Consider the following 20,176-nt stretch of genomic DNA (forward strand, 5'->3'; position numbering starts at 1 on the left):
CTGCCTTCCACGGCTCGGCTCCGCCTCAGGCTGGTTGTAACGAGATGTTGTCGAGGCGGAGCCAGGTGGGGGCGTTGACGCCCCAGTAGCCGGTGAAGACTGTCATCACGGTGTTGGGCCCGGAGTTGAAGGTGACCGTCAGCTGTTGGTAACCGGGTGGGGCCGTGTAGTTGGTTTCGGCGTACGGGGTGGTGCCGGAGCGGATGCCGAAGTAGCCGCCGGTGAAGTTGCCGGAGCCTTCCACCCAACCGGTCAGCCGATAGTTGGTGTTCGGCTTGACGGGGACCGTTTGTTTGAAGGCGTTCCAGCCCGCATCGGACGCATTGATCCATGCGTTGTTCCGCCCCTGCTGCGCCCACGCTCCCTTGTCGTGGTCGATGCCCTTGGTCCCGGTCCCCTCGGTCTCCCACGGCGCGCCGACCGTCGTACCGGGCTGCGCCTCGAAGCTCGGGTCCGTGACGGCCGACCCGTAGTACGCCTCGAGCTCACCGATCGACGTGAACGTCTGCGTCCCGCCCGGCGTACCGATGATCCGCACCCCGTCCCCCGACGTCAGGTCGAAGCTGAACACGTACGTCGCGTTGGTCCCGGCCGCGGAGTTCGTCGGGTACGCCGGCGTCGCGGTCTGCCCGGTGACATCCGTCCACACCCCGTCCCGCCGTACCTGCACCTTCGGGGCCGACGCGAACCAGCCGCCGTCGTTGAACATCGTCCCGGTGGTGTAGACGACCTTGTTCAGGTTGTACGTCCGCGGCCACGTGTAGCCCCACCAGCTGAGCGGTTTGCGTTCGTCGTTCCAGTCGTCCTCGTTCTGCGCGCGGACGCCGTCGTTGTAGCTCGACTGCCCGAAGTGCGTGGCCCGTTCGATCGGCACCGTGCCAGGTTCACGCGCGAGGTTCCGCGTGCCGTCGAGCGTGTTGTCCGGGGTCGTCGGCACCGACGGCGTGAGCGACAGCTTGCGGAGCGAGAACGTGTACGCCCACCGGTCGTTGAGCCCGCCGCCGCAGGTGCAGACGTTCGATTGCAACCACATGCTGCGGCCGTCGGCGCTGATGTACTTCGACGGGATGGTCGTCGCGTAGCCGCCGTGCTTCGCGTGCGTCCACGGGTACCCGCCGAAGTCCTTCGGGGTGAAGTGCGTCCACGGCCCCCACGGCGTCGGCGACTCGTAGAACTCGAAGGTGTACTCCGTCCAGGACGTGTAGATGTACCGGTTCAGCGGCTTGTTGTAGACGACCCCGCCCTGGCTGATCGTGGTCAGGTCCCGCGCGCGTCCGGCCGTACCGACGTTCAGGTACACGTGCCGGTCGTCGTGCAGCGTCGCGACCCGGGCGTTGATGTCGGCGGTCCATTGCGGTACGCCGTTCGCGGTGCCGGCGTAGAACTGCCAGGTCGAGCGGTCCTGCACGCTGGTCGCGGGAACGCGGGCGAGCCACAGGTCGACCGGGTCGGGGACGCGGTTCGAGAAGGAGTCGCGCCAGTTGTTGTCGAGACCGTACGCGTAGACGTAGCCGTCGGGTGCGTTGACGTAGTTCTTGCCGTAGTCGAGGAAGAAGATCGTGGTGAACTTCGAGCCGCCGAACATCGGCGCGCCGGTGTCGAACGTCCAGGTCCGGCCCTTGTCGGTGGACTTCGCGATCGTCGCGGCGGGTGCGTCGTCGAAGTCGAAGGCGAGGTCCTGGACGGCGAGGTAGAGCGCGCCGCCGACGCAGGCCATACCGGTGGGTTTGCGGGTGTGGTTCGCGGTCCAGACCTTGCCGAGCTGGTCGCCCTGGGCGAGCTGGGTGCCCGTCAGCGAGCCGGGCATGCCGGAGATCCTGGTGACGCCGATATCGCTCGCGCTGGTCCCGAAGCCGACGCCGTCGCCGTACGCGGCATACACGTTGTCGTCGTCGGACCAGCAGTTCGGCCAGAGGTCGCCGTGGTCCTTGTCGTCGCCGATCGCCGGTGCACCCACGGTGGCGCCGGCGTCGACTCCTACGGTCGAGAAGAACGTGCTCTCGGGCGGTGAGCCGGCGCTCGCCGGCAGCACGGCGGTCAGACTCACGAGCACAACAACGAGGGCGATCCTACGCATCCCGGCCTCCTGGAACCCGGTGCGGGTCAGGGCGGGAGAAATCGATTTCCCACAGCGGGTGCTTCGAAGGTAATCAGCACAGCAGGCCCGGTCAAGGCCTCACATCGTGGTGGAAAGGTCAGCCGACGGTGCCGCCGGAGCCTGTGGAGGTGGAGGGGGAGGCGCCTAGGGTTGCCAGGTCGCCGGTGGCGGGGTGGGTGTGGCCGAGGGGGCCGGCGGCCATGCCGCGGAGGAGGTTGAGGGTCAGTTTGCGGGCGAAGGTGACCTCTCGCATCGTCAGGGCGTGTTTGGAGTTGGGGCCGTGCAGGGACGGGACCCAGTTCATCGAGCCGGTGTCGAAGACGCCAGCGCCGGACGGGACCGTGTAGTACGTCGCGTCCGAGAACGTGTGGATCGTCGGGCCGCAGGACACCGGGGAGTGTGCGACCACCTGGAGGTTCTTCGGTGTGCCGGGGATCGGGTAGGCGCGGTCCACCTCGGTCGCGACCAGCCCGGGGTACGTCGAACCCTTCGTCGCGCCGGTCCCGGCGTACAGGAAGAACCCGGGGTCCCGCACCGTGAACGACCCCTCGGCGGGGAAGCACTCGTAGAGCATTCCGGTCAGGGAGTTCTCCGGCCGGGGATCGGGCTTGCTCCGCCATTTCGCCGTCGTGTCCGGACGGTTCTTCAACGGATCGAGATTCGCGTCCTTGTACCCGACCACCACCCGATCGTTGCTCTCGTACCGCACCCGCCAATACACCGCGTTCGCCCCAAGGAACGCGACGTTCGTCCCGGAGTCCCGCGCCTTGGTGACGGCGTCCCGCATCGCCACCGTCCAGTACTCGTCATGCCCGAGCGACACCATCCCGCGCGCCCCCGCGAGCGCGTTCGGATCGGTCGCCAGGTCGACACTGGTCAGATACGCGAGCCGTACGCCGCTCTGCTCGGCCAGCTGGATCAACGGCAACTCCGACTGCACCAGCGTCTTCGCGCCGTTCCCCTCGTACGGCCGGTCGAACGTCACCCGATGCGCGCGCGACCCGAACGAGTTGTCCGGCCCGTTGTAGAGCGAATACCCGCCCCACTCGTTGTACGCCTCGTACGTGTTGACGGCGTTCACGATCACCACCGCGTCCCGGGTCGTCTCCGACCGGACCGTGATCGGGACGTACTTCTCCTTCCCGTTCGCCGCCGTGAGCAACAACAGGTACGCGCCGGCCGGCCACCCGGTCGTTGATACGGTCAACGAAGGCGTCCACTTCGTACTGACCATGTGGTCGGACGGCCGTACGGTCGGCGCCGGCTGCGCGTGCCCCGGGACGGACGGCGAGGTCCACACCAGCCGCCCGCCGGTCCCGCCGTACCACCCGATCCGGAACGCCCGCACGGTGAACGCGCCGGCCGTCGACGTGACGAACAGCCGGAAGGACTGCCCACTGTGGACCCGCACCTGATCGGCGTACCCGGCCAGCTCCATCGGCCCGGCGATCCGCGCGGTGTCGATCTTCCAGGCCGTCGTCCCAGGCTTCGAGTTCTCCGCCACCACGCTGGGCGCCGTAGAGACCGTCGGTGTCACCGAGGGCTTCGAACCGGCCGAAGGTGCGGCCGCCGGCTTGGCCGAGGACTTGCACCCGGCGGCCAGGACCAGGACCGCGACACCCAGAACCAGCCCCCGCCGTACTCTGCTACTCACCCCTTGGATCGCAACTCCTTCGATGTGGCCGGCTTCCCGACCGGTCCGCCCGTCCCGTTGGTCGTCGACGGCGACTCGTGCAGCGGCGCGAGGTCCGCGTGCGCCGGATGCTTCCGCCCCAACGGTCCCCCAGCCAACGATCGGAAGACGTTCAACGTCACGGCCCGCGCGAACGCTACCGCGGCCGGACCGACGCCCGCCTTCGCGTCCGGGCCCGCCAACGCCCGCACCCATTCGATCGACCCGGTGCTGAAGACCCCGGCCCCGGACGGCACCGTGTAGTACGTCGCGTCCGAGTACGTGTGCAGCGGCCCACACGTCGTCCGCGAGTGCGCGACCACCTGCAGGTCGGCCGGCGTACCGGCGATCGGATAGGCGCGGTCGGCCTCGTCGCCGATCAGCCCGGGGTACGCCGTACCCGCCTTCGCGCCGGTCCCCGCGAACAGGAAGAACCCCGGGTCGCGGACGGTGAACGCACCGACCGCCGGGAAGCACTCGTAGAGCATGCCGGTCAGGCTGTTCTCCGGGTCCGGGTACGGATCGCTGCGCCAGCGCACCGTGGTGTCCGGCCGGTTCTTCAGCGGATCCAGCCGCGCGTCCTTGTACCCGATCATCACCCGCCGCGGCCCGAGCCGGCTCGGCGCGTACCGCACCCGCCAGAACACCGAGTTCGCGCCGAGGAACGCCAGGTTGGTCCCGTGGTCGCGCGCCTTCGTCACCGCGGCGCGCATCCCGAGCGACCAGTACTCGTCGTGCCCGCCGAACACGATCCCGCGCGCGCCGGCGAGCAGCCCTGGATCGGCCTCGAGGTCCGCACTGGTCGCGTACGCCAGCCGTACGCCGCTCTGCTCCGCCTCCTGGATCACCGGCGCCGCGTAGTTCAGCAGGCCTCGCGCACCGTTCAGGTCGTACGGCCGGTCGAACGTCACCTCGAGCGAACGGGTGGCGTGCTGCTCGTGCGGGCCGTGGTAGAGCGAGTAGCCGCCCCACGCGTTGTACGCCTCCTCGGTGTTGACCGCGTCGACGATCAGCACCGCGTCCCGCGCCGAGTCCGAACGCACCACCATCGGCACGTACTTCTCCTTGCCGTTCGCGGCCCGCAGCAGCAGCACGTAAGCGCCCGGCAGCCAGCCGGTCGTCGGGACCGTGAGCGACGGCCGCCAGTTCGTCGTCACCATCCGGAGCCGGGTGAGCACCGGCTTGGCCTGCTGCACGCCCGGTACGTCGGCCGACGTCCAGACCAGGCGAGCACCGGTTCCGCCGTACCAGCCGAGCCGGAAGGCGTGCACGGTGAAGTTGCCGTCGGAGGACGAGACGTACAGCTTGAACGGCTGGCCGCTGCGGACACTGACGTGATCGGTGTACCCGGCGAGGTCGGTCTCGCCGGCGAGCTGATAGTCCTTGATGGCCCAGCCCACCGAACCCGCTCGCATCTTCGCATGGTGCTGCACCTGGATCGACGTACCCGCGGAACGCACCGGGGTGGTGCCCGAACATCCCGCGAGCACAATCAACGACAACGACCCGACGACAGCGACGAAACCTCGGCGCATCGGCCCCTCCTCATGTCGTTTCGAAGATAGGTGGGCCTGGCTTGGAACAAGCTGAGAGCCACTCGCGCCCCCGGCTGGATCAAGGCCGGGGGCGCGAGGGTGCCGGTAGGCGGACCGGCAGCGGCGGCATCAGGGGATGTTGATGACGCCGACCGGGGGCACCTTGACGGTGCGGTGGTGCAACGTGCCGCCGATGACGACCTTGCGCAGGGCAACGTTGTTGGCGGTGTTCGACTCGTACAGGCGGTGCTCCGGGTTGGCGGTCACCTGGACGTAGTACGTGCCGTTGGGGAGGTTGGTGATGTCGAAGGACTGGCCCGGCAGCGTCTGCACGTACGTGTCCCCGTTGCCGACGTCCAGGACCTCACGCACCGAGAGCGAGCTGTGGTCGCCGCACGCGGTGTGCAGGTCGGTGTTGAACGGGTGCCAGTTCGCGTTCTTCACCGTGTAGTCGATGGCGTCGGTCGCGGCCAGGCAGAACGCCTCCTTCTGGCTGCGCACCACCTCGGTCTGCTTCGCGTTCAGCAGGCTGTAGCGCGCGAAGTCGGTGAAGTGCCAGTGGTTGTGGCCGGGCCGGCCGTCCCACTCCAGCGTGCCGGTCGTCTGGTACCCGACCTGCTTGCCGTGCGCGTCGTAGAAGTACTGGTACGCGTCCATCAGGTCCTTGCCCTGACGACGGAAGCCGTCCAGCACCAGCGGCGACGGACCCGCGTTCCACACGGTGGCCGAGAACTGCAGGAAGTCCTTATTCGCGTCCGGCGTCCCCGCGTCGCCCGGCGCGACCTCGATCCCCCACGCGGGCACCGGCCGGAGGTCCGGCTTCGGCCCCTTCGGCACGCTCGCCGTGCCGGTCGGACGGGCCGGATTCGCCTTCAGCGCCTGAGATTTCGCGTTCTTGGCACCGAAGCACCCGCGAAGGCAGTCCTGCGCCTTCTGGATGGTCAGGTTCAGCTTGACCGACGAGTCGTTCGCCGGGATCTTGAAGAAGTCCCGGTACGCCTTGTTCACGGTGACGACCGCCTTGTACTTGCCGACGGCAAGCTGTACCGGCGTGGCGTCACTGTTGAACGTGTGCACCGACCACCCGGTCTGCAGCCCCCACACCGCGCCCTGGGTGAACGGGTTCGCCGTACAGTCCGCCGGGTACGGCGAGGTCGCGGGCGCGTCCGGCCGGGTCCGCGAGCCGTCCCCGTTGAGGCAGACCGTCTGGTCCTTGTCGAGAACCTTCTTGCCGTGCGCGTCGGTGATCGTCACGTGCAGGAACTTCCCCAGCCCGGAGAAGTCCGTCACCAGCCCCTTCGGCAACTGCCGGGCCGGCTTGCCGTTCACGTACAGCGTCGCGACCACCGGCGAGGCGTACGTCGCCCGCGTGGCCCGCACCTCGACCGGCGCGTTCCCGGCCACCATGTGCGTCCCGAGGTCGAGGTCGACCCCGTAGTCGGGCGAGTTGTCCAGCGTCACGTCGATGCTCCCGGCAACCAGTTTCAGCGCCGGTCGCGCCGTACCCGCTGCTGTACCCGATGTTGCGGCCGATGCCCCGGCAGCGGCGAGTGCGACCAGTCCGGCCGCCCCGGCCGCGGCGACGACGCCCCGGCCGAGTCTTCTTCCGTTCACGATGATGGAACCCCCTCGTACATCCGGCCGGCATCCTCACGAGCCGGCCTGCTGCTGGTACGACGACCCGGCACGGTGCGGAAGTTGATCAAGGTTCGATGGCAGTCGTGTCACAGCAAGTCACGACACCCGAATACTTGACCTCGTAAATTAAGCCGCCCTAGGCTCGGCAGGGTCCGCTCACTCCTCCCCCGGAGGACGTTCCTATGCATTTGAGACGTCGTACTTCGTTTCTGCTGGCCGCCGTCGCGCTGGTGACGGCCGCGGCCGGCCCGGCCGATGCCTTCCAGGACCAGCAACCGCCCACCTACCCGCAGGTCGCCGCGAAGCCCTACATGGGCTGGAGCAGCTGGAGCCTGCAATCCACCAACTACCCGGGCGTCAACCCCGACGGCCCGGGCAGCTTCATCAGCGAGAAGAACATCCTCACCCAGGCACAGGCCCTGGCGACCAAGCTCAAGCCGTACGGCTACGAATACGTCAACGTCGACGCCGGCTGGCAGGACGGCGGTGACGAGTACGGCCGCCCGGTCGCGATGGCGAAGCGCTTCCCGCGCGGGATGAAGGCGCTCGGTGACGACATCCACAAGCTCGGCCTGAAGTTCGGGATCTACACCACGGTCGGTCTCGGTACGGACGTGTACCGCGACGGCAACACGCCGATCTACGACGCGCCCGGCTGCTTCACCCGGGACATCGTCTACCCGGACCTGCGGAAGACGAACGGCTGGGACGCGGCGTACAAGATCGACTACGCGAGCCCGTGCGCGCAGAAGTACGCGGACTCGCTCGCCAAGCTGTTCGCGTCCTGGGGCGTCGACTTCATCAAGATGGACGGCGTCGGACCGGGCTCCTGGAAGGGTGCGCCGGACGACCCGAACCACAACAACACCGCCGACGTCGAGGCCTGGTGGCGCGCGGTCCAGAACGCCGGCCGGCCGATGCAGTACACGCTGTCCTGGTCGCTCAGCCACCGGTACGCCGACGTGTGGAAGGCGAACTCGAACGGCTGGCGGATCGACACCGACGTGGAGTGCTACTGCGACACGATCGTCAAGTGGGACAGCTCGGTGAAGGCCCGCTGGTGGGACGTCACGCAGTGGATCGACGACGCCGGCCCGGGGCACTGGAACAACCTCGACGCGCTGAACGTCGGCGTCGGCGCGATGGACGGCCTGACCGACGCGGAACGCCAGTCGTACCTGACGTTCTGGGCGATCAACTCGGCGCCGCTGTTCGCCGGTGACGACCTGACCAAGCTGGACGCGTACGGGCTGAAGCTGCTGACGAACCGCGAGGTGATCGCGATCGACCAGTCCGGTACGCCGGCCCGCCCGCTGAACCAGAACCAGCTGCAGCAGGTCTGGTACGCGCAGAACACCGACGGCAGTACGACGGTCGCCCTCTTCAACCTGGCCGACTCCCCCGCGACCGTGACCGGAAACTTCGCCCAGCTCGGCATCGACGGCCGGGCAGCGGTCCGCGACATCTGGGCGAACCGGACCACCGGCAACGTGTCCGGCTCCGTCAGCGCCGAGCTGCCCGCGCACGGCTCCAAGCTCTACAAGATCATGCCGAACGGCCGGCACATCCCGGCCGGCCTGACCGCGACCGACGTCAGCAGTACGTCGGTGTCCCTGAACTGGCGGCCGACCGCCGGCGCCACGTCGTACAAAGTGTTTGCCAATGGCAAGCAGGTCGCGACGAGCCGGACCACGCAGGCAGTGGTGACTGGTCTTTCTCCGCAAACCGAGTACACGTTCTCCGTCAGCGCCGATCAAGGACCCAGTGCGCCGGTGACGATGCTGACGTCGGCATCCGGTGGACCCGTTCGGTACGAGGCGGAGGCGCCGACCAGTACCCGGACCGGTGACGCGAGCGTCTCCGGCTGCTCGCTCTGCTCGGGCGGCGCGAAGATCGGCAACATCGGGTACGGGTCGACGGTGACGCTGAACGGCATCACTGTGCCGAAGACCGGGACCTACCTGGTGAAGATCGCCTACACCGACGGCGACACCAGCCGGCAGAGCATGCTCACGGTCAACGGGTCCGACAGCTACTGGGTGAACTACAGCGGCCTCGGCGACAACGACTGGGGTACGCCGCAGGTCACCTACCTGCCGATGAAGCTCACCGCCGGGTCCAACTCGATCAAGGTCAGCAATCCGAACGGCTACATCGCTGACATCGACTGGATCACCATCTGAAGCCGCGGGGCCGGCACCACCAGGGCCGGCCCCGCACCCCTCAGATGCCGGCCGTGGTGGCGCCGTCCATCGTGATGATCGAGGCGGTCACGTAACTGGCCCGCGGTGAGGCCAGGAACACCGCGACGTCGGCGACCTCCTCGGGTTCGCCGACGCGGCCCATCGGGATGTCGCGCACCAGGTCCTCGAGCAGGTCGTCCTTCGGCCGGCCGGTGGCGCGGACGGCGGCCTCGAGGCCCTCGTCGACGCGGCCGGTGCGCGTCGTACCGGGGTTGATCACGTTCACCCGGACGCCCTGGCCGGCGTACGCCTTCGCGTAGCCGACGGAGGCGAGCATCAGCGCCGCGTTGGCCGCGCCGCCGCCGATGTGCAGCGGGTTCGCCGACCGGCCGCCCTGGCCGACCACGTTCACGACCGCGCCGCTGCCGCGCTCGGCCATCCCGCGGATCACCGCCTCGGTCGCGTGCATGTACGTGAAGTACTTCGCGTCCATCGCGGCGTGCAGCGCCGTACTGTCCAGCTCGTCGACCGGCGTCCGGCGGGCCGCGCCCGCGCAGTTGATCAGGATGTCCGGTACGCCGATCCGCTCGAACGCGGCGCGGGTCGCGTCCGCGTCGGTCAGGTCGACCGCCTCCGCCCGGAAGCTCAGCCCTTTCGCGGCCAGCGTCTCCTGCGCCTTCGTCAGGTTGCCGGTGTCGCGGGAGATGCCGATCACGTCGGCGCCTTCGCGCGCCAGCGCCTCGACGCAGGCCAGCCCGATGCCTTTGCTCGCTCCGGTGACCACGGCGGTCTTCCCGGTCAGTTCCAGCTCCATGGCGGCGAGTCTACGCGCGGCTGAAGGATCGTCATCTTCGGCGCCCAGGGCAACAATTTCGCCCGATCGCTGTTCTGCCCTTGAACGGCTCAGTACGATGAGTGACCAGATCGACACTTTTAGTTTCGACGCCTGATGCCCACGCCATCGCACTGAGCACCGACGCCGGAGGAATCCCTCGTGCCGACCACTTCCCATTCGCCTCCCAGTGCGCGCAAACGCCTGCCCTGGAAGGACTTCCTGCACCACGACGTCCCCGCTTCCCTTGTCGTCTTCCTGATCGCCGTCCCCCTCTCGCTCGGGATCGCCGCCGCGTCCGGCGCCCCACTGATCGCCGGCCTGGTGGCCGCGGTGGTCGGCGGCGTCGTCGCCGGAGCACTCGGCGGCTCCCCGCTCCAGGTCAGCGGCCCGGCCGCCGGCCTCACGGTGGTCGTCGCGGACCTCGTCAACCAGTTCGGCTGGGCCGCGACCGCCGCCATCACCTGCGCCGCCGGCCTGTTGCAGATCCTGCTCGGCATCACCCGGATCGGCCGGCTCGCTTTGTCACTCTCCCCTGCCGTCGTGCACGGCATGCTTGCCGGGATCGGCGTCACGATCGCCGTCCAGCAGCTGCACGTCGTCCTCGGCGGCAAGGCGCAGAGCTCGCTGATCGCCAACGTGACCGCGCTTCCCGCCCAGCTGATCACGCATCACGGCCACTCGGTCGCGGTCGGCGTACTGACGGTCGCGATCGTGCTGGTGTGGCCCAGAATCCCCAGGATCACGGTGATTCCGGCACCGCTGGTGGCCGTCGTCGCGGTCACCGCGCTGGCCGCCGTCGCGATGCCGGACGTCACCCGGGTCGACCTGCCGGACAACCCGCTGCAGAGCCTGATCCTGCCGAAACTGCCGCACGGTTCGGCGCTCGAGATCGGCACCGCCGTACTGACGATCGCGCTGGTCGCGAGTGTCGAGTCGCTGCTGTCGGCCGTTGCCGTCGACAAGCTTCATCGCGGCGCCCGGAGCAATCTCGATCGCGAACTGATCGGCCAGGGCGCGGCCAACGCGGTCTCCGGCGCGCTCGGCGGAATGCCGGTCACCGGCGTGATCGTGCGCTCCTCCACCAACGTCGCGGCCGGTGCGCGGACCCGCGCGTCGGCGATCCTGCACGGCCTGTGGATCGCCGCGTTCGTCCTCGCGGCGGGCGCGATGCTCGAACTGATCCCGATGGCCGCGCTGGCCGGCGTACTGCTGGTGACCGGCCTGCGCCTGGTGCAGCTCGCCCACATCCGCACACTCCGCCGCCACGACGAACTCCTCGTGTACGTCGTGACCGCGATCGGCGTCGGCGTACTGGGACTGGCCGAAGGCGTCCTGCTCGGGCTGGTGCTCGCGATCGCGCGGGTGCTGTTCCGGCTGGCCCGCGCGACCGTCACCGCCTCGGAGACGAACGGCCTGTGGACGGTGCGGATCGGCGGCGCGCTGGTGTTCCTCGGCGTCGCGTCACTCGTCCGGACGCTGCGGGCGATCCCGGCCGGCGCCGCGGTGCGGGTCGAGCTGCGGGTCGATCATCTCGACCATGCGGCGTACGAAGCTCTCGAGGACTGGCGGACCGGGCACATCGCGCGCGGCGGCTCGGTCGAGGTGCATCGCGACGGGGTCGCGGAGCAGCTCGACGACATCCCGCTGAAGACGCTGCTCGCGAAGCTCGCGGCCGAAGGGCAGCGGCCGGCGCACCTGTTCATCACCTGCGCGGACTCGCGGATCGTGCCGACGATGATCACCACCAGCGGTCCCGGCGACCAGTTCTGCGTCCGGAACATCGGGAATCTCGTGCCGCCGAAGGGATCGAACAGCAGCTCGGTGGACGCCGCGATCGAGTACGCCGTCGACGTCCTCGGTGTCCGGTCGATCGTGGTCTGCGGTCATTCCTGCTGCGGCGCCGCGGCCGCCGCGCTCGCGGCCGACGTACCCGAAGGATCCGGGCTGGAGAGCTGGTTGCGGCACCTGGAGCCGTCGATCCGGCGGGCTGTCGGGCTGCCCGACGTCCGCGACCCGGCGACCGGTGCGACGTTGCCGGCCGCGGACAAGCTGTCGGTCGCCAACGTGGCCCTGCAACTGGAGAACCTGCGCACCTTCCCCTCGGTCCGCCGGGCCGAGGAGCAAGGACGCCTGGAGCTGATCGGGTTGTGGTTCGACCTCGGCAGCGCGACCGCGTTGTCGGTCGTGGACCGGCCGCCGTTCCTGGTCCGCGCGGACGAGGAACTGTTGAAGATCAGGAGCAACGGTACGGCGAGCGCGATCGCGACCAGGCCGTCCAGCCAGTAGTGGTTCGCGGTGACCACGACGACCGTGAACGTGAGCAACGGGTGTGCGACCCACAGCCAGCGCCATCGTGAACGGGTCGCGCGGATCATGAACACCGCGACCATCAACGCCCAGCCGACGTGCAGGCTGGGCATCGCGGCGAACTGGTTCGCGATCCCGGAGTCCGTGCTGGGTCCGTAGACCGACTGGCCGAGCTGTACGCCGGTGTCCACCCAGCCCGGCATCATCCGCGGCGGGGCCAGCGGGAAGGTCATGTGCCCGATCAACGCCAGCCCGGTCAGTGCGGCGAGCGCCCAACGCGCCTTCCCGTACTGCGCCGGGCGGCGGATCATCAGCCAGAGCAGGACGACCGCCGTCAGCGGGAAGTGCACGCCCGCGTAGAAGAGATTGGCAGCCCGGGCGAGGCCGTCGACCTGCAGCACGTGCTGCTGGAGCGACGCCTCGCTCGGCAACCCCAGCCAGGCCTCCCAGCGGATCAGCTCGTCCGCGTGCTTGAACGCGGCGCCGGCATGCTCGGCGGAGAGAAACCGGCCGAGGTTGTAGACCCCGAACAGCACCGCCAGCAACCCGATCTCCCGAACGATCCGCCAGACCCCACGCTGCCTCCCCAGCTCCGGCAGCTCCGGTTGCCCCACCCGCTCCAGCGTCGCCTGCGCCATGCCGCCCCCAGCTCAAACCGAACGTTCGTTCTTTCCAAATTATCGCGATCTGCTGATAGTTGCGAAGAATATGAACCTCCTCACAGCCCCTTGAAATTCCACTGTCCCGAGGTAGCACCCACCTGCCTGTAAGGATGGGCGGGTGAAGGAGTTCTGGAGCAACATCACGTCGGTGCAGCCCGAGGCGTCGCTGCGGTTGGTGATCGGGACCGGCGTGGTCGCGTTGCTGCTGATCGCGTGGCGGCCGGTCTGGAAGTACACGCGGCAGGTCGTGACGATCGCACACGAGGGGGCGCACGGACTGATCGCGGCGCTGGTCGGCCGGAAGCTGTCCGGGATCCGGCTGCACTCCGACACCTCCGGCGTGACGGTGTCGCGGGGCAAGCCGACCGGCGGCGGGATGATCGCCGTACTGCTGGCCGGCTACCCAGGACCGGCGCTGTTCGGTCTGGCTGCCGCGTTCGTGCTCAGCCGCGGGTACGCCGTTGCCATGCTCTGGGGGTTGCTGCTCGCGCTGGTGATCCTGCTGCTCCAGATCCGGAACCTGTTCGGGCTGTGGTCCGTCCTCGTGTTCGGCGCGGTGGTCTTCGGTGTGACGTGGTGGGGCTCGACCTCGGTGCAGACGACGTTCGCGCATCTGCTGACGTGGTTCCTGCTGCTGGCGGCACCCCGTGCGGTGCTGGAGTTGCAGTACTCGCGGCGGCGCGGGCAGGGGCGGAGCTCGGACGCCGACCAGCTCCGGCGGCTGACCGGCGTACCGGCGTTGATGTGGGTCGGGGTGTTCGGCCTGGTGACGCTCGGCTGTCTGGCGCTCGGCGTCGTGTGGTCGGGTGTGCTGCCGGGTTAAGGCGGCGGCAGCGTGACACCGAAACCCGTTACAGCAAGGCGTAACAGGACCTGCCCCGGTCGCAGCAGGTCGGCGACCTTCGCGGCGCTCAGCACTTCGAGCTCGGCCAGTCGCTTGTCGTAGGTGCCGTCGAGACGGGCCCGCTGGAGCTCCTCGGTGTTGTGCCACACCTTCTGCCGTGACTCGCGGAGGAACCGCTGCGAGGCCAGCCGGTTGAGCGGCGTCAGTACGCGGTCCACCAGGCTCCGCGCACTGCTCGCGGCCAGTTCGTCGTCCTCCGCCCCGACTCGCTCCGCGAGCACGCCGTCGATCCGCTCGTGGTCGCGCCGGCGCCGGTCCATCAGGTGCCGGTCCTCGAAATCGTCGTCGCTGATCACCGCGAGCAGCGCCTGCGGCAGGTCGTAGTTCACGTGCGCGTTGATCCCGAGCAGCACATGCCCCAACGGCGGCAGCGTCTCCGGCGCGTCGAAGGCCAACCGCCACGGACGCGCGATCAGCTCGCCGTCGTGCGCCTGCAGGTAGAGCTCCGCGAACGTCACGTCCCAGCGCTCGACCCACTCCGGATCCTCGAACCGCGCCCGGTCGATCGCCTGCCCGACGGCCTGGGTCGTCCGCAGGTAGGTCCCGAGGAAGAACCGCCGCTGGGCGAGCTCCGGCGGCAGCTCGTCGAGCCGTTCCCGCATCCGCGCCACCACGTCCGCGATCGGACTACCATCGTTCATCGGACCTCCCCCGAGGAGGGACACATGCGAACAGGTCCACTCTCCTTCGATCCGGTGCTTGTCGGCAACCACGAGACGGACGCCTGGGCCGCGTACTACCGGCACGAGTGGCCGACGGTCCTCACCGCCGCGGTCGGGATGGTCGCCGCGGGGTTCGGCATGCCGGCGTACCGGACGCTTGCCGGCGCCTGGTGCGTGCTGCGTGCCAACCAGGCGTGGGCGCCGTACCCGGACAACCGCCCGGACGCGGCCCGGGCGTACATGCGCCGCTTCTACGAGCATGTCGCGCTCTCCGGCACGCTCTCGCTGGAGCCGGTCGAGGCCGCGCGGCTGGAGGTCGAGTGGTGGCGCGTGCACCGGGCGCACCAGCACTCCCAGCACGTCACCGAGGAACAGCTGGTCACCGCGCTCGTCGACCTCTACTCGTACGTGTACTGCGTCGAGCGGGACGCCGTACGCCGGGCCGCCGAGCGACGGGTCGACGCGATGGACCTGTCGGACCGGTGGGTCCGCTCCGGGTGCGACCGCGACAACCCGCTGCTCGCGGCGGAGCGCCGTACGCTCGTCGCCTCGTACGCGGCGCTGCGTACCGCTGTCGAGCGTTAGTGTCGGACGGGCGGTCTACGGTGGGCGTATGAAGACGAGTGAAGTGCTGCTTGACGCACATAGCCGGGTGCAGGAGGTCCTGCACGACGTCGTGACGGGCCTCGACGACAAGACGCTCGCAGCCCGTCCGGGGCCGACGGCGAACTCGATCGCCTGGCTGGTGTGGCACCTGACGCGGGTGCAGGACGACCACCTGGCGGACGCGGGCGGGTATGAGCAGGTCTACACGGCGGACGGGTGGCACGCGCGGCTCGGGCTGCCGCTGGACGCGGCCGACACGGGCTACGCGCACACGTCCGAGCAGGTCGCGCTGGTGCGGTTGTCCGCGGATCAACTGCTCGGGTACTACGACGCCGTCCACGCGCGTACCGCCGAGTTCCTCAAGACCGTGACCGACGAGGGCCTCGACCGGATCGTCGATCGCCGGTGGAACCCGCCGGTCACGCTCGGCGTCCGGCTCGTCAGCGTGATCGACGACTGCGCGCAGCACTCCGGTCAGGCAGCGTACGTGAAGGGTCTGCTCAGCTGAGCGTTGTCTGCCAGACGGAGGTGCCGGCGATCAGGTAGAGCTTGTGGTCCGGCAGCAGCGCGGCGGCCGTCGGCGCACCCGACGGCCCGGTCGAGTCCTGCACGGTCCAGTGCCCGTCCTGACCGCTGAGCACCTTCACCTTGTTGTCCTGGGCAACCACCTGGACGATCTTGCCGTTGTCGACCACGGGCGGCGGCAGCTTGTCCTTGTCCCCCACCGGGATCGCCGGTACGCCGTGCAGCCGCTTCGCGGTCCCGGACGCGTCGAGCTGCCAGAGCGCGAGCTGACCGTCGGCGTACCCGGAGATCACGCAGTCCGTCGTACAGGTCGCCGTGTTCGCCTGGCTGCGGCCGCCCGGCTCGGGCAGCACGATCCGCTTCCAGCCGGTGTCGAGCTTGGCCGAACGCCAGACCGCGGCCTCCTGCGCGACGACGCCCGGCGCGAGCCGTACCTGCGAGCCGACGAGGACGATGCTGTCGCCGAGCGTCGTACCGAACCCGGGACCGACCAGCAGCGACGGAGTGCTCTGCAGCGCGGTCTTCGAAGGATCCTGCCGCGTCCACATGCCGTTGCTCTGCGGCAGCCAGACCATCGCGTCGTTCCCGGTCTGTACGCCGCCCCACGAGCCGAGCAGTGCGCTGCCGCTCGGCGTCAGGACGGCGCTGTACAGGTCGCCCGCGGTCTGCCCGCCGAAGGTGAAGAAGTTCTGCGGGTGCTCGACCAGGCCGGTCTGCGGCGTCCCGGTCCAGACGGTCCAGCGGGTGTTCGAGTGCGCGCCGCCGGCGGCTCCCCCGAGTGCGAGGAGTTGTTTGCCGTCGTACGCGATCGAGTACCAGATCGCCTCGAACGCGTACGGGCTGGCGGGGTTGGGTTGCACCGCGATCGGCAGCCGCTTGCCGTTGTCGAGGAGCTCGAGCTCGGGGACGACCTTGGCGCCGCGGTGCCGCAGGCCGACCAGCAGTTGGTTGTCGTGCGCGGTCAGCGTGACCGGATCGGCCGGGCCGACGTCGACCTTCGTCCACGCGATGCTCTTGGGCTTCTCGCTGCAGGCGGTGAGGGTCGCGAGCAGCAGCATCGCGACCACGGCGAACCGGCGCATGTCAGCGGCTCTGCGGCAACGTGGTGGTGCGCTTGCGGCCCGTGCGCGGCGCGGACGGCGGCGGTACGACCGGGCCGATGTCGCCGTCCGGCGCGGTGTCCAGGTCGATGATCACCGGCGCGTGGTCGCTCGGCCCGGTGCCCTTGCGCGCCTTCCGATCGATCCACGCGGCCTTGACCCGGTCCGCGACGCCCTCGGTCGCGAGCATCAGGTCGATCCGCATCCCGAGGTCCTGGTGGAACATGCCCGCGCGGTAGTCCCAGTAGCTGAAGATCCGGTTCTCCGGCCAGCGGTCGCGGACCACGTCGTGCAGATCCTTCGCGGCCATCAGCTCCGCCAGCGCCTGCCGCTCGGGCGGCGTGACATGTGTCTGCCCGACGTACGCCGCCGGGTCGAAGACGTCGGCGTCGGCCGGGGCGATGTTCATGTCGCCGCAGACGATCTGGTCGGCCGGGCCGTTCGCGACCACCTCGGTCAGCGCCGCCAGCCAGGCGAGCTTGTAGCGGTAGTGGTCGGAGTCCGGCTCGCGGCCGTTCGGCACGTAGAGCGAATGGATCCGGATCCCGCCGCAGGTCGCGGCCACCGCGCGGGCCTCCGGATTCGGGAACCCCGGCGCACCGGCGACGCCGGTCACGACGTTCTCGAGGCCGACCTTCGACAACAGGGCGACCCCGTTCCACTGCGGCTCGCCGTACAGGCCGAACTCGTACCCGCGGCCGGTCAGCTCGGCACCGAGCAGCTTCGTGAACGCGTCGTCCGCGAGCTTCGTCTCCTGCAGGCAGACGACGTCCGGCTGCCGCTCGTCGAGCCAGTCCAGCAACCGCGGCATCCGCTGCTTCACCGAGTTCACATTCCACGTCGCCACTCGCATCCGACAAAGGTAGCTTGGGAACGGGGTTGTGGGAGGGGGAAACATGTTCGTGCTGCGCGGAACAGTGGTGACCATGCGCCCGGGTGGGGAGGTCGTCGCCGGCGGCGAGGTGTACGTCGGGGACGACGGGCTGATCGCGGCGGTGGCGCCGCTGGATCCGGTGCCGGACGGGTTCGGGGGCGCGCCGCGGATCGCGGCCGGCGGGCTCGTCCTGCCCGGGCTGATCGATCTGCACAGTCACTTGATGTACAACAGCCTGCCGCTGTGGACGGAGCCGTCGCGGAAGGTGCCGTGGACGTCGCACAACCAGTGGGGCGGCGCGCCGACGTACAGCTCCTGCATCAGTCAGCCCGCGCGGCTGCTCGGCGCCGCGGCGGGGCGGGCGCTGCTCCGGTACGTCGAGACCCGCGCGATCGTCGGCGGTACGACGTCCATCCAGGGGAACCCGCGCGGCGCCGTACCGCCGGACAACGACCTGGTGCGCAACGTCGACTCCGAGAAGCTCGGCACCCACGACGACTTCATCCGGGTCAGCACACTCGTTGCCGACAGCAAGGAAGCGCTGACGCCGTACGCGACCGCGGTGGCGGCGGGCCGGGGGTTCATCGCGCATTCGGCGGAGGGCTCGGACCCGAAGCTGCGGTCTGAGTTCCGGCTCCTGGAGGACGTCGGCGTGGTCAAGCCGCAACTGGTGGCGATCCACGGTACGGCGCTGAACGCGGACGACTTCGCGGCGCTGAAAGCCGGGAACTCCAGCATGGTCTGGTCACCGTTCTCCAACCTCTGGCTGTACGGCGCGACCGCGGACGTGCGGACCGCCCACGCGGCCGGGGTGAGGTTGTGCCTCGGCTCGGACTGGGGCCCGTCCGGGACGCGGAACGTGCTCTGGGAGGTGAAGGTGGCCGACCTGTGGAACCGGACCGAGGCGGTCTTCACCGACGAGGACCTGGTCCGGATGCTGACGTCGAACCCCGGCGACGCGCTGACCGAGGTCTGGCCGCGTCCGGTCGGCCGGCTCGCACCCGGCGCCCTCGCCGACCTGATCGTCGTACGCCGCCGCGCGACCGACCCGTACCGCAGCCTGATCGCCGCCACCGAGGCCGACATCCGGCTCGTCGTGATCGGCGGCCGGGCTCGCTACGGGCTGCCCGCGTTGATGAAGCCGCTCGCGCCGGCGGCGACGCCGATCCGGGTGGGGCGACTGTCACGGATGATCGACTACGGCGACCCGGCGGTGACCTGGACGAGCGTCGTCGCGGACCTCGAGAAGGTCCGCGCCGACCCCGGCACGGCCGCCAACCGGGCCGCCGGCACGTTCGCCGCCCTCGCCGCCGCGGACGGCCTGGGCGTGCCAGCGGACTCGTTCGTGCTGTTGCCGGACATGCCCGCCCCGGAGCTCGACGAGGACCTCGGGCGGCGCGGAGCGGCCGCCGCCGCACCGGCTCCGGTCGCCGTCCCGCCGCTCGAACCGCTGACGACAGGTCCGACCTGGTTCGACGAGGTCGACGCGAATCCGTTCCATCACGGCCTGCTCAGCGGCCTGCGCTCCTATACATGAGACAAGACATCGGATCTCTGGCCGATTCAGGGTAGCGTCCCGCCATTGTCCTTCGTGTGCGCAGAGGGTGGGGTCGAGGATGCTGCAGGGGCTGGGCGTGGGTGAGCAGGACGAATGCGTCTATGTGGAACTCTTGCGTCGCCGGCGCGCGACGGCGGACGAGCTGAGCACCGCCGTCCAGTTACCGGTCGAAGCGGTCACGGGGGCGCTGACGCGGCTCGCCGGGCTCGGGCTCGCCATCGGCGACGGCACCGGCCTGCACAACGCCGTACCTCCGGACGTCGGTCTCGGGACTCTCGTCGTACAGCAGCAGACGACGCTGCAACAGGCGCAGCGGCGGCTGGCCGAGCTGACCGACGTGTACCGCACGGGTGCGGCGTCGGCGATGAGCGAGGTGGAGGCGCTGACCACGCCGGAGGAGCTGGCGACCTGGGTCGACAACATCGAGCGCGGGGCGAAACAGGAACTGCTCGCGTTCTTCAAGCCGCCGTATGTACTCGACGGCGACCTCGAGGTGACGACCGACGTGCCGTCGTACCGGTTCGTGTACGAACGCTCGGCGCTGGAGGACCCGCGGACACCGGCCGAGATCGCGCGGTTCCTGGCCGGCGGGTACCAGATCCGGCTCGTCAACGAACTGCCGAGCAAGATGATCGTGATGGACCGGCAGATCGTGCTGCTGCCGATGCTGCCGGACCAGACCGGCATCGATCCGGGCTTCCTGCTGGTCCGCGGCCAGTCGCTGGTACGACTGCTCGTCGACCTGTTCGAGCGGGTCTGGCAGGTGGCGACACCGTTGCAGCTGAGCGCGACCAGCCTGGTCGAGGGCGGTCCGGCCTGGGACGACTTCGACATCAAGCTGCTCACCTATCTGCTGTCCGGGATGCCGGACAAGTCGGCCGCGGCACGGCTCGGGACCAGCGAACGGACGGTGCAGCGCCGGATCAAACGACTGATGGAACTGTCCGGCACCGACAGCCGGATGCAGCTGGCCTGGTACGCCGCCCGCTCCGGGCTGATCGCGCCGTGAGAGTGGCC

General features: G+C 69.5%; 15 protein-coding genes and 1 pseudogene. 7 read left to right on the plus strand and 9 right to left on the minus strand.

The window, feature by feature from the left end; all coding sequences use genetic code 11:
* Positions 1-25 precede the first annotated feature (25 nt).
* The 4 genes from ACQHIV_RS16725 to ACQHIV_RS16740 all read right to left on the minus strand — a co-directional run bounded on the left by ACQHIV_RS16725 (position 26) and on the right by ACQHIV_RS16740 (position 6,919).
* A complete protein-coding gene (locus tag ACQHIV_RS16725) occupies positions 26-2,077 on the minus strand; it encodes a hypothetical protein (protein ID WP_427895314.1) in 2,052 nt (683 codons plus the stop codon).
* Between the two features lie 118 nt (positions 2,078-2,195).
* On the minus strand, positions 2,196-3,752 hold the full coding sequence (locus ACQHIV_RS16730) for a N,N-dimethylformamidase beta subunit family domain-containing protein (protein WP_427895316.1): 1,557 nt from the start codon (positions 3,750-3,752) through the stop codon (positions 2,196-2,198).
* Entirely contained in the window at positions 3,749-5,305 is a 1,557-nt protein-coding gene (locus tag ACQHIV_RS16735) for a N,N-dimethylformamidase beta subunit family domain-containing protein (protein WP_427895318.1), read from the minus strand. The genes ACQHIV_RS16730 and ACQHIV_RS16735 overlap by 4 nt, the downstream gene beginning before the upstream one ends.
* A gap of 129 nt (positions 5,306-5,434) precedes the next feature.
* Positions 5,435-6,919 carry a lysyl oxidase family protein gene (locus ACQHIV_RS16740; protein WP_427895320.1) on the minus strand — a complete coding sequence of 495 codons (1,485 nt, stop codon included), beginning with the start codon at positions 6,917-6,919 and terminating at the stop codon, positions 5,435-5,437.
* Between the two features lie 206 nt (positions 6,920-7,125).
* Between ACQHIV_RS16740 and ACQHIV_RS16745 the strand changes: the two genes are divergently transcribed.
* Entirely contained in the window at positions 7,126-9,126 is a 2,001-nt protein-coding gene (locus ACQHIV_RS16745; protein ID WP_427895322.1) for a fibronectin type III domain-containing protein, read from the plus strand.
* A 40-nt stretch (positions 9,127-9,166) separates the two neighbouring features.
* On the opposite strand, the gene ACQHIV_RS16750 is transcribed toward ACQHIV_RS16745, so the two are convergent.
* On the minus strand, positions 9,167-9,940 hold the full coding sequence (locus ACQHIV_RS16750) for an SDR family NAD(P)-dependent oxidoreductase (RefSeq protein ID WP_427895324.1): 774 nt from the start codon (positions 9,938-9,940) through the stop codon (positions 9,167-9,169).
* Between the two features lie 180 nt (positions 9,941-10,120).
* On the opposite strand from ACQHIV_RS16750, the gene ACQHIV_RS16755 reads away from it, so the two are divergent.
* Positions 10,121-12,247 (plus strand): bifunctional SulP family inorganic anion transporter/carbonic anhydrase, encoded by a 2,127-nt coding sequence (locus ACQHIV_RS16755; protein WP_427895326.1) that lies wholly within the window; start codon positions 10,121-10,123, stop codon positions 12,245-12,247.
* 20 nt (positions 12,248-12,267) lie between these two features.
* Here ACQHIV_RS16755 and ACQHIV_RS16760 read toward each other — a convergent pair.
* Positions 12,268-12,906: pseudogene (locus ACQHIV_RS16760) on the minus strand (phosphatase PAP2 family protein); the annotation flags it as partial.
* 142 nt (positions 12,907-13,048) lie between these two features.
* Between ACQHIV_RS16760 and ACQHIV_RS16765 the strand changes: the two are divergent.
* Entirely contained in the window at positions 13,049-13,753 is a 705-nt protein-coding gene (locus tag ACQHIV_RS16765; protein ID WP_427895328.1) for a M50 family metallopeptidase, read from the plus strand.
* Here the strand turns inward: ACQHIV_RS16765 and ACQHIV_RS16770 are convergent.
* Positions 13,750-14,475 carry a DUF5995 family protein gene (locus ACQHIV_RS16770; protein ID WP_427895330.1) on the minus strand — a complete coding sequence of 242 codons (726 nt, stop codon included), beginning with the start codon at positions 14,473-14,475 and terminating at the stop codon, positions 13,750-13,752. The two genes, ACQHIV_RS16765 and ACQHIV_RS16770, sit on opposite strands and share 4 nt — an antisense overlap.
* A 24-nt stretch (positions 14,476-14,499) precedes the next feature.
* On the opposite strand from ACQHIV_RS16770, the gene ACQHIV_RS16775 reads away from it, so the two are divergent.
* Both ACQHIV_RS16775 and ACQHIV_RS16780 read left to right on the plus strand, forming a co-directional pair.
* Positions 14,500-15,081 (plus strand): hypothetical protein, encoded by a 582-nt coding sequence (locus ACQHIV_RS16775; protein WP_427895332.1) that lies wholly within the window; start codon positions 14,500-14,502, stop codon positions 15,079-15,081.
* A 28-nt stretch (positions 15,082-15,109) separates the two neighbouring features.
* The gene (locus ACQHIV_RS16780) at positions 15,110-15,610 is read left to right on the plus strand and encodes a mycothiol transferase (protein ID WP_427895334.1); all 501 of its coding nucleotides are present in this window, start codon (positions 15,110-15,112) and stop codon (positions 15,608-15,610) included.
* On the opposite strand, the gene ACQHIV_RS16785 is transcribed toward ACQHIV_RS16780, so the two are convergent.
* Both ACQHIV_RS16785 and ACQHIV_RS16790 read right to left on the minus strand, forming a co-directional pair.
* Positions 15,603-16,709 carry a hypothetical protein gene (locus tag ACQHIV_RS16785; RefSeq protein ID WP_427895336.1) on the minus strand — a complete coding sequence of 369 codons (1,107 nt, stop codon included), beginning with the start codon at positions 16,707-16,709 and terminating at the stop codon, positions 15,603-15,605. The genes ACQHIV_RS16780 and ACQHIV_RS16785 overlap by 8 nt on opposite strands.
* Position 16,710: 1 nt before the next feature.
* Positions 16,711-17,580 carry an exodeoxyribonuclease III gene (locus tag ACQHIV_RS16790; RefSeq protein WP_427895337.1) on the minus strand — a complete coding sequence of 290 codons (870 nt, stop codon included), beginning with the start codon at positions 17,578-17,580 and terminating at the stop codon, positions 16,711-16,713.
* Between the two features lie 43 nt (positions 17,581-17,623).
* Between ACQHIV_RS16790 and ACQHIV_RS16795 the strand changes: the two genes are divergently transcribed.
* Positions 17,624-19,138, plus strand: coding sequence for an amidohydrolase family protein (locus tag ACQHIV_RS16795; RefSeq protein ID WP_427895339.1), 1,515 nt, complete (start codon positions 17,624-17,626; stop codon positions 19,136-19,138).
* Between the two features lie 79 nt (positions 19,139-19,217).
* Positions 19,218-20,168, plus strand: coding sequence for a hypothetical protein (locus tag ACQHIV_RS16800; protein ID WP_427895340.1), 951 nt, complete (start codon positions 19,218-19,220; stop codon positions 20,166-20,168).
* Positions 20,169-20,176: the final 8 nt, after the last annotated feature.

It is taken from the genome of Kribbella polygonati (assembly GCF_050320105.1).
Classification (GTDB): Bacteria; Actinomycetota; Actinomycetes; order Propionibacteriales; family Kribbellaceae; genus Kribbella.

Bases quoted from the DNA above. Each gene is read 5' to 3' on its own strand.
- ACQHIV_RS16725 (WP_427895314.1), bottom strand. From the start codon at position 2,077: ATGCGTAGGATCGCCCTCGTTGTTGTGCTCGTGAGTCTGACCGCCGTG.
- ACQHIV_RS16735 (WP_427895318.1), bottom strand. From the start codon at position 5,305: ATGCGCCGAGGTTTCGTCGCTGTCGTCGGGTCGTTGTCGTTGATTGTG.
- ACQHIV_RS16745 (WP_427895322.1), top strand. From the start codon at position 7,126: ATGCATTTGAGACGTCGTACTTCGTTTCTGCTGGCCGCCGTCGCGCTG.
- ACQHIV_RS16750 (WP_427895324.1), bottom strand. From the start codon at position 9,940: ATGGAGCTGGAACTGACCGGGAAGACCGCCGTGGTCACCGGAGCGAGC.
- ACQHIV_RS16770 (WP_427895330.1), bottom strand. From the start codon at position 14,475: ATGAACGATGGTAGTCCGATCGCGGACGTGGTGGCGCGGATGCGGGAA.
- ACQHIV_RS16775 (WP_427895332.1), top strand. From the start codon at position 14,500: ATGCGAACAGGTCCACTCTCCTTCGATCCGGTGCTTGTCGGCAACCAC.
- ACQHIV_RS16780 (WP_427895334.1), top strand. From the start codon at position 15,110: ATGAAGACGAGTGAAGTGCTGCTTGACGCACATAGCCGGGTGCAGGAG.
- ACQHIV_RS16785 (WP_427895336.1), bottom strand. From the start codon at position 16,709: ATGCGCCGGTTCGCCGTGGTCGCGATGCTGCTGCTCGCGACCCTCACC.
- ACQHIV_RS16790 (WP_427895337.1), bottom strand. From the start codon at position 17,580: ATGCGAGTGGCGACGTGGAATGTGAACTCGGTGAAGCAGCGGATGCCG.
- ACQHIV_RS16795 (WP_427895339.1), top strand. From the start codon at position 17,624: ATGTTCGTGCTGCGCGGAACAGTGGTGACCATGCGCCCGGGTGGGGAG.
- ACQHIV_RS16800 (WP_427895340.1), top strand. From the start codon at position 19,218: ATGCTGCAGGGGCTGGGCGTGGGTGAGCAGGACGAATGCGTCTATGTG.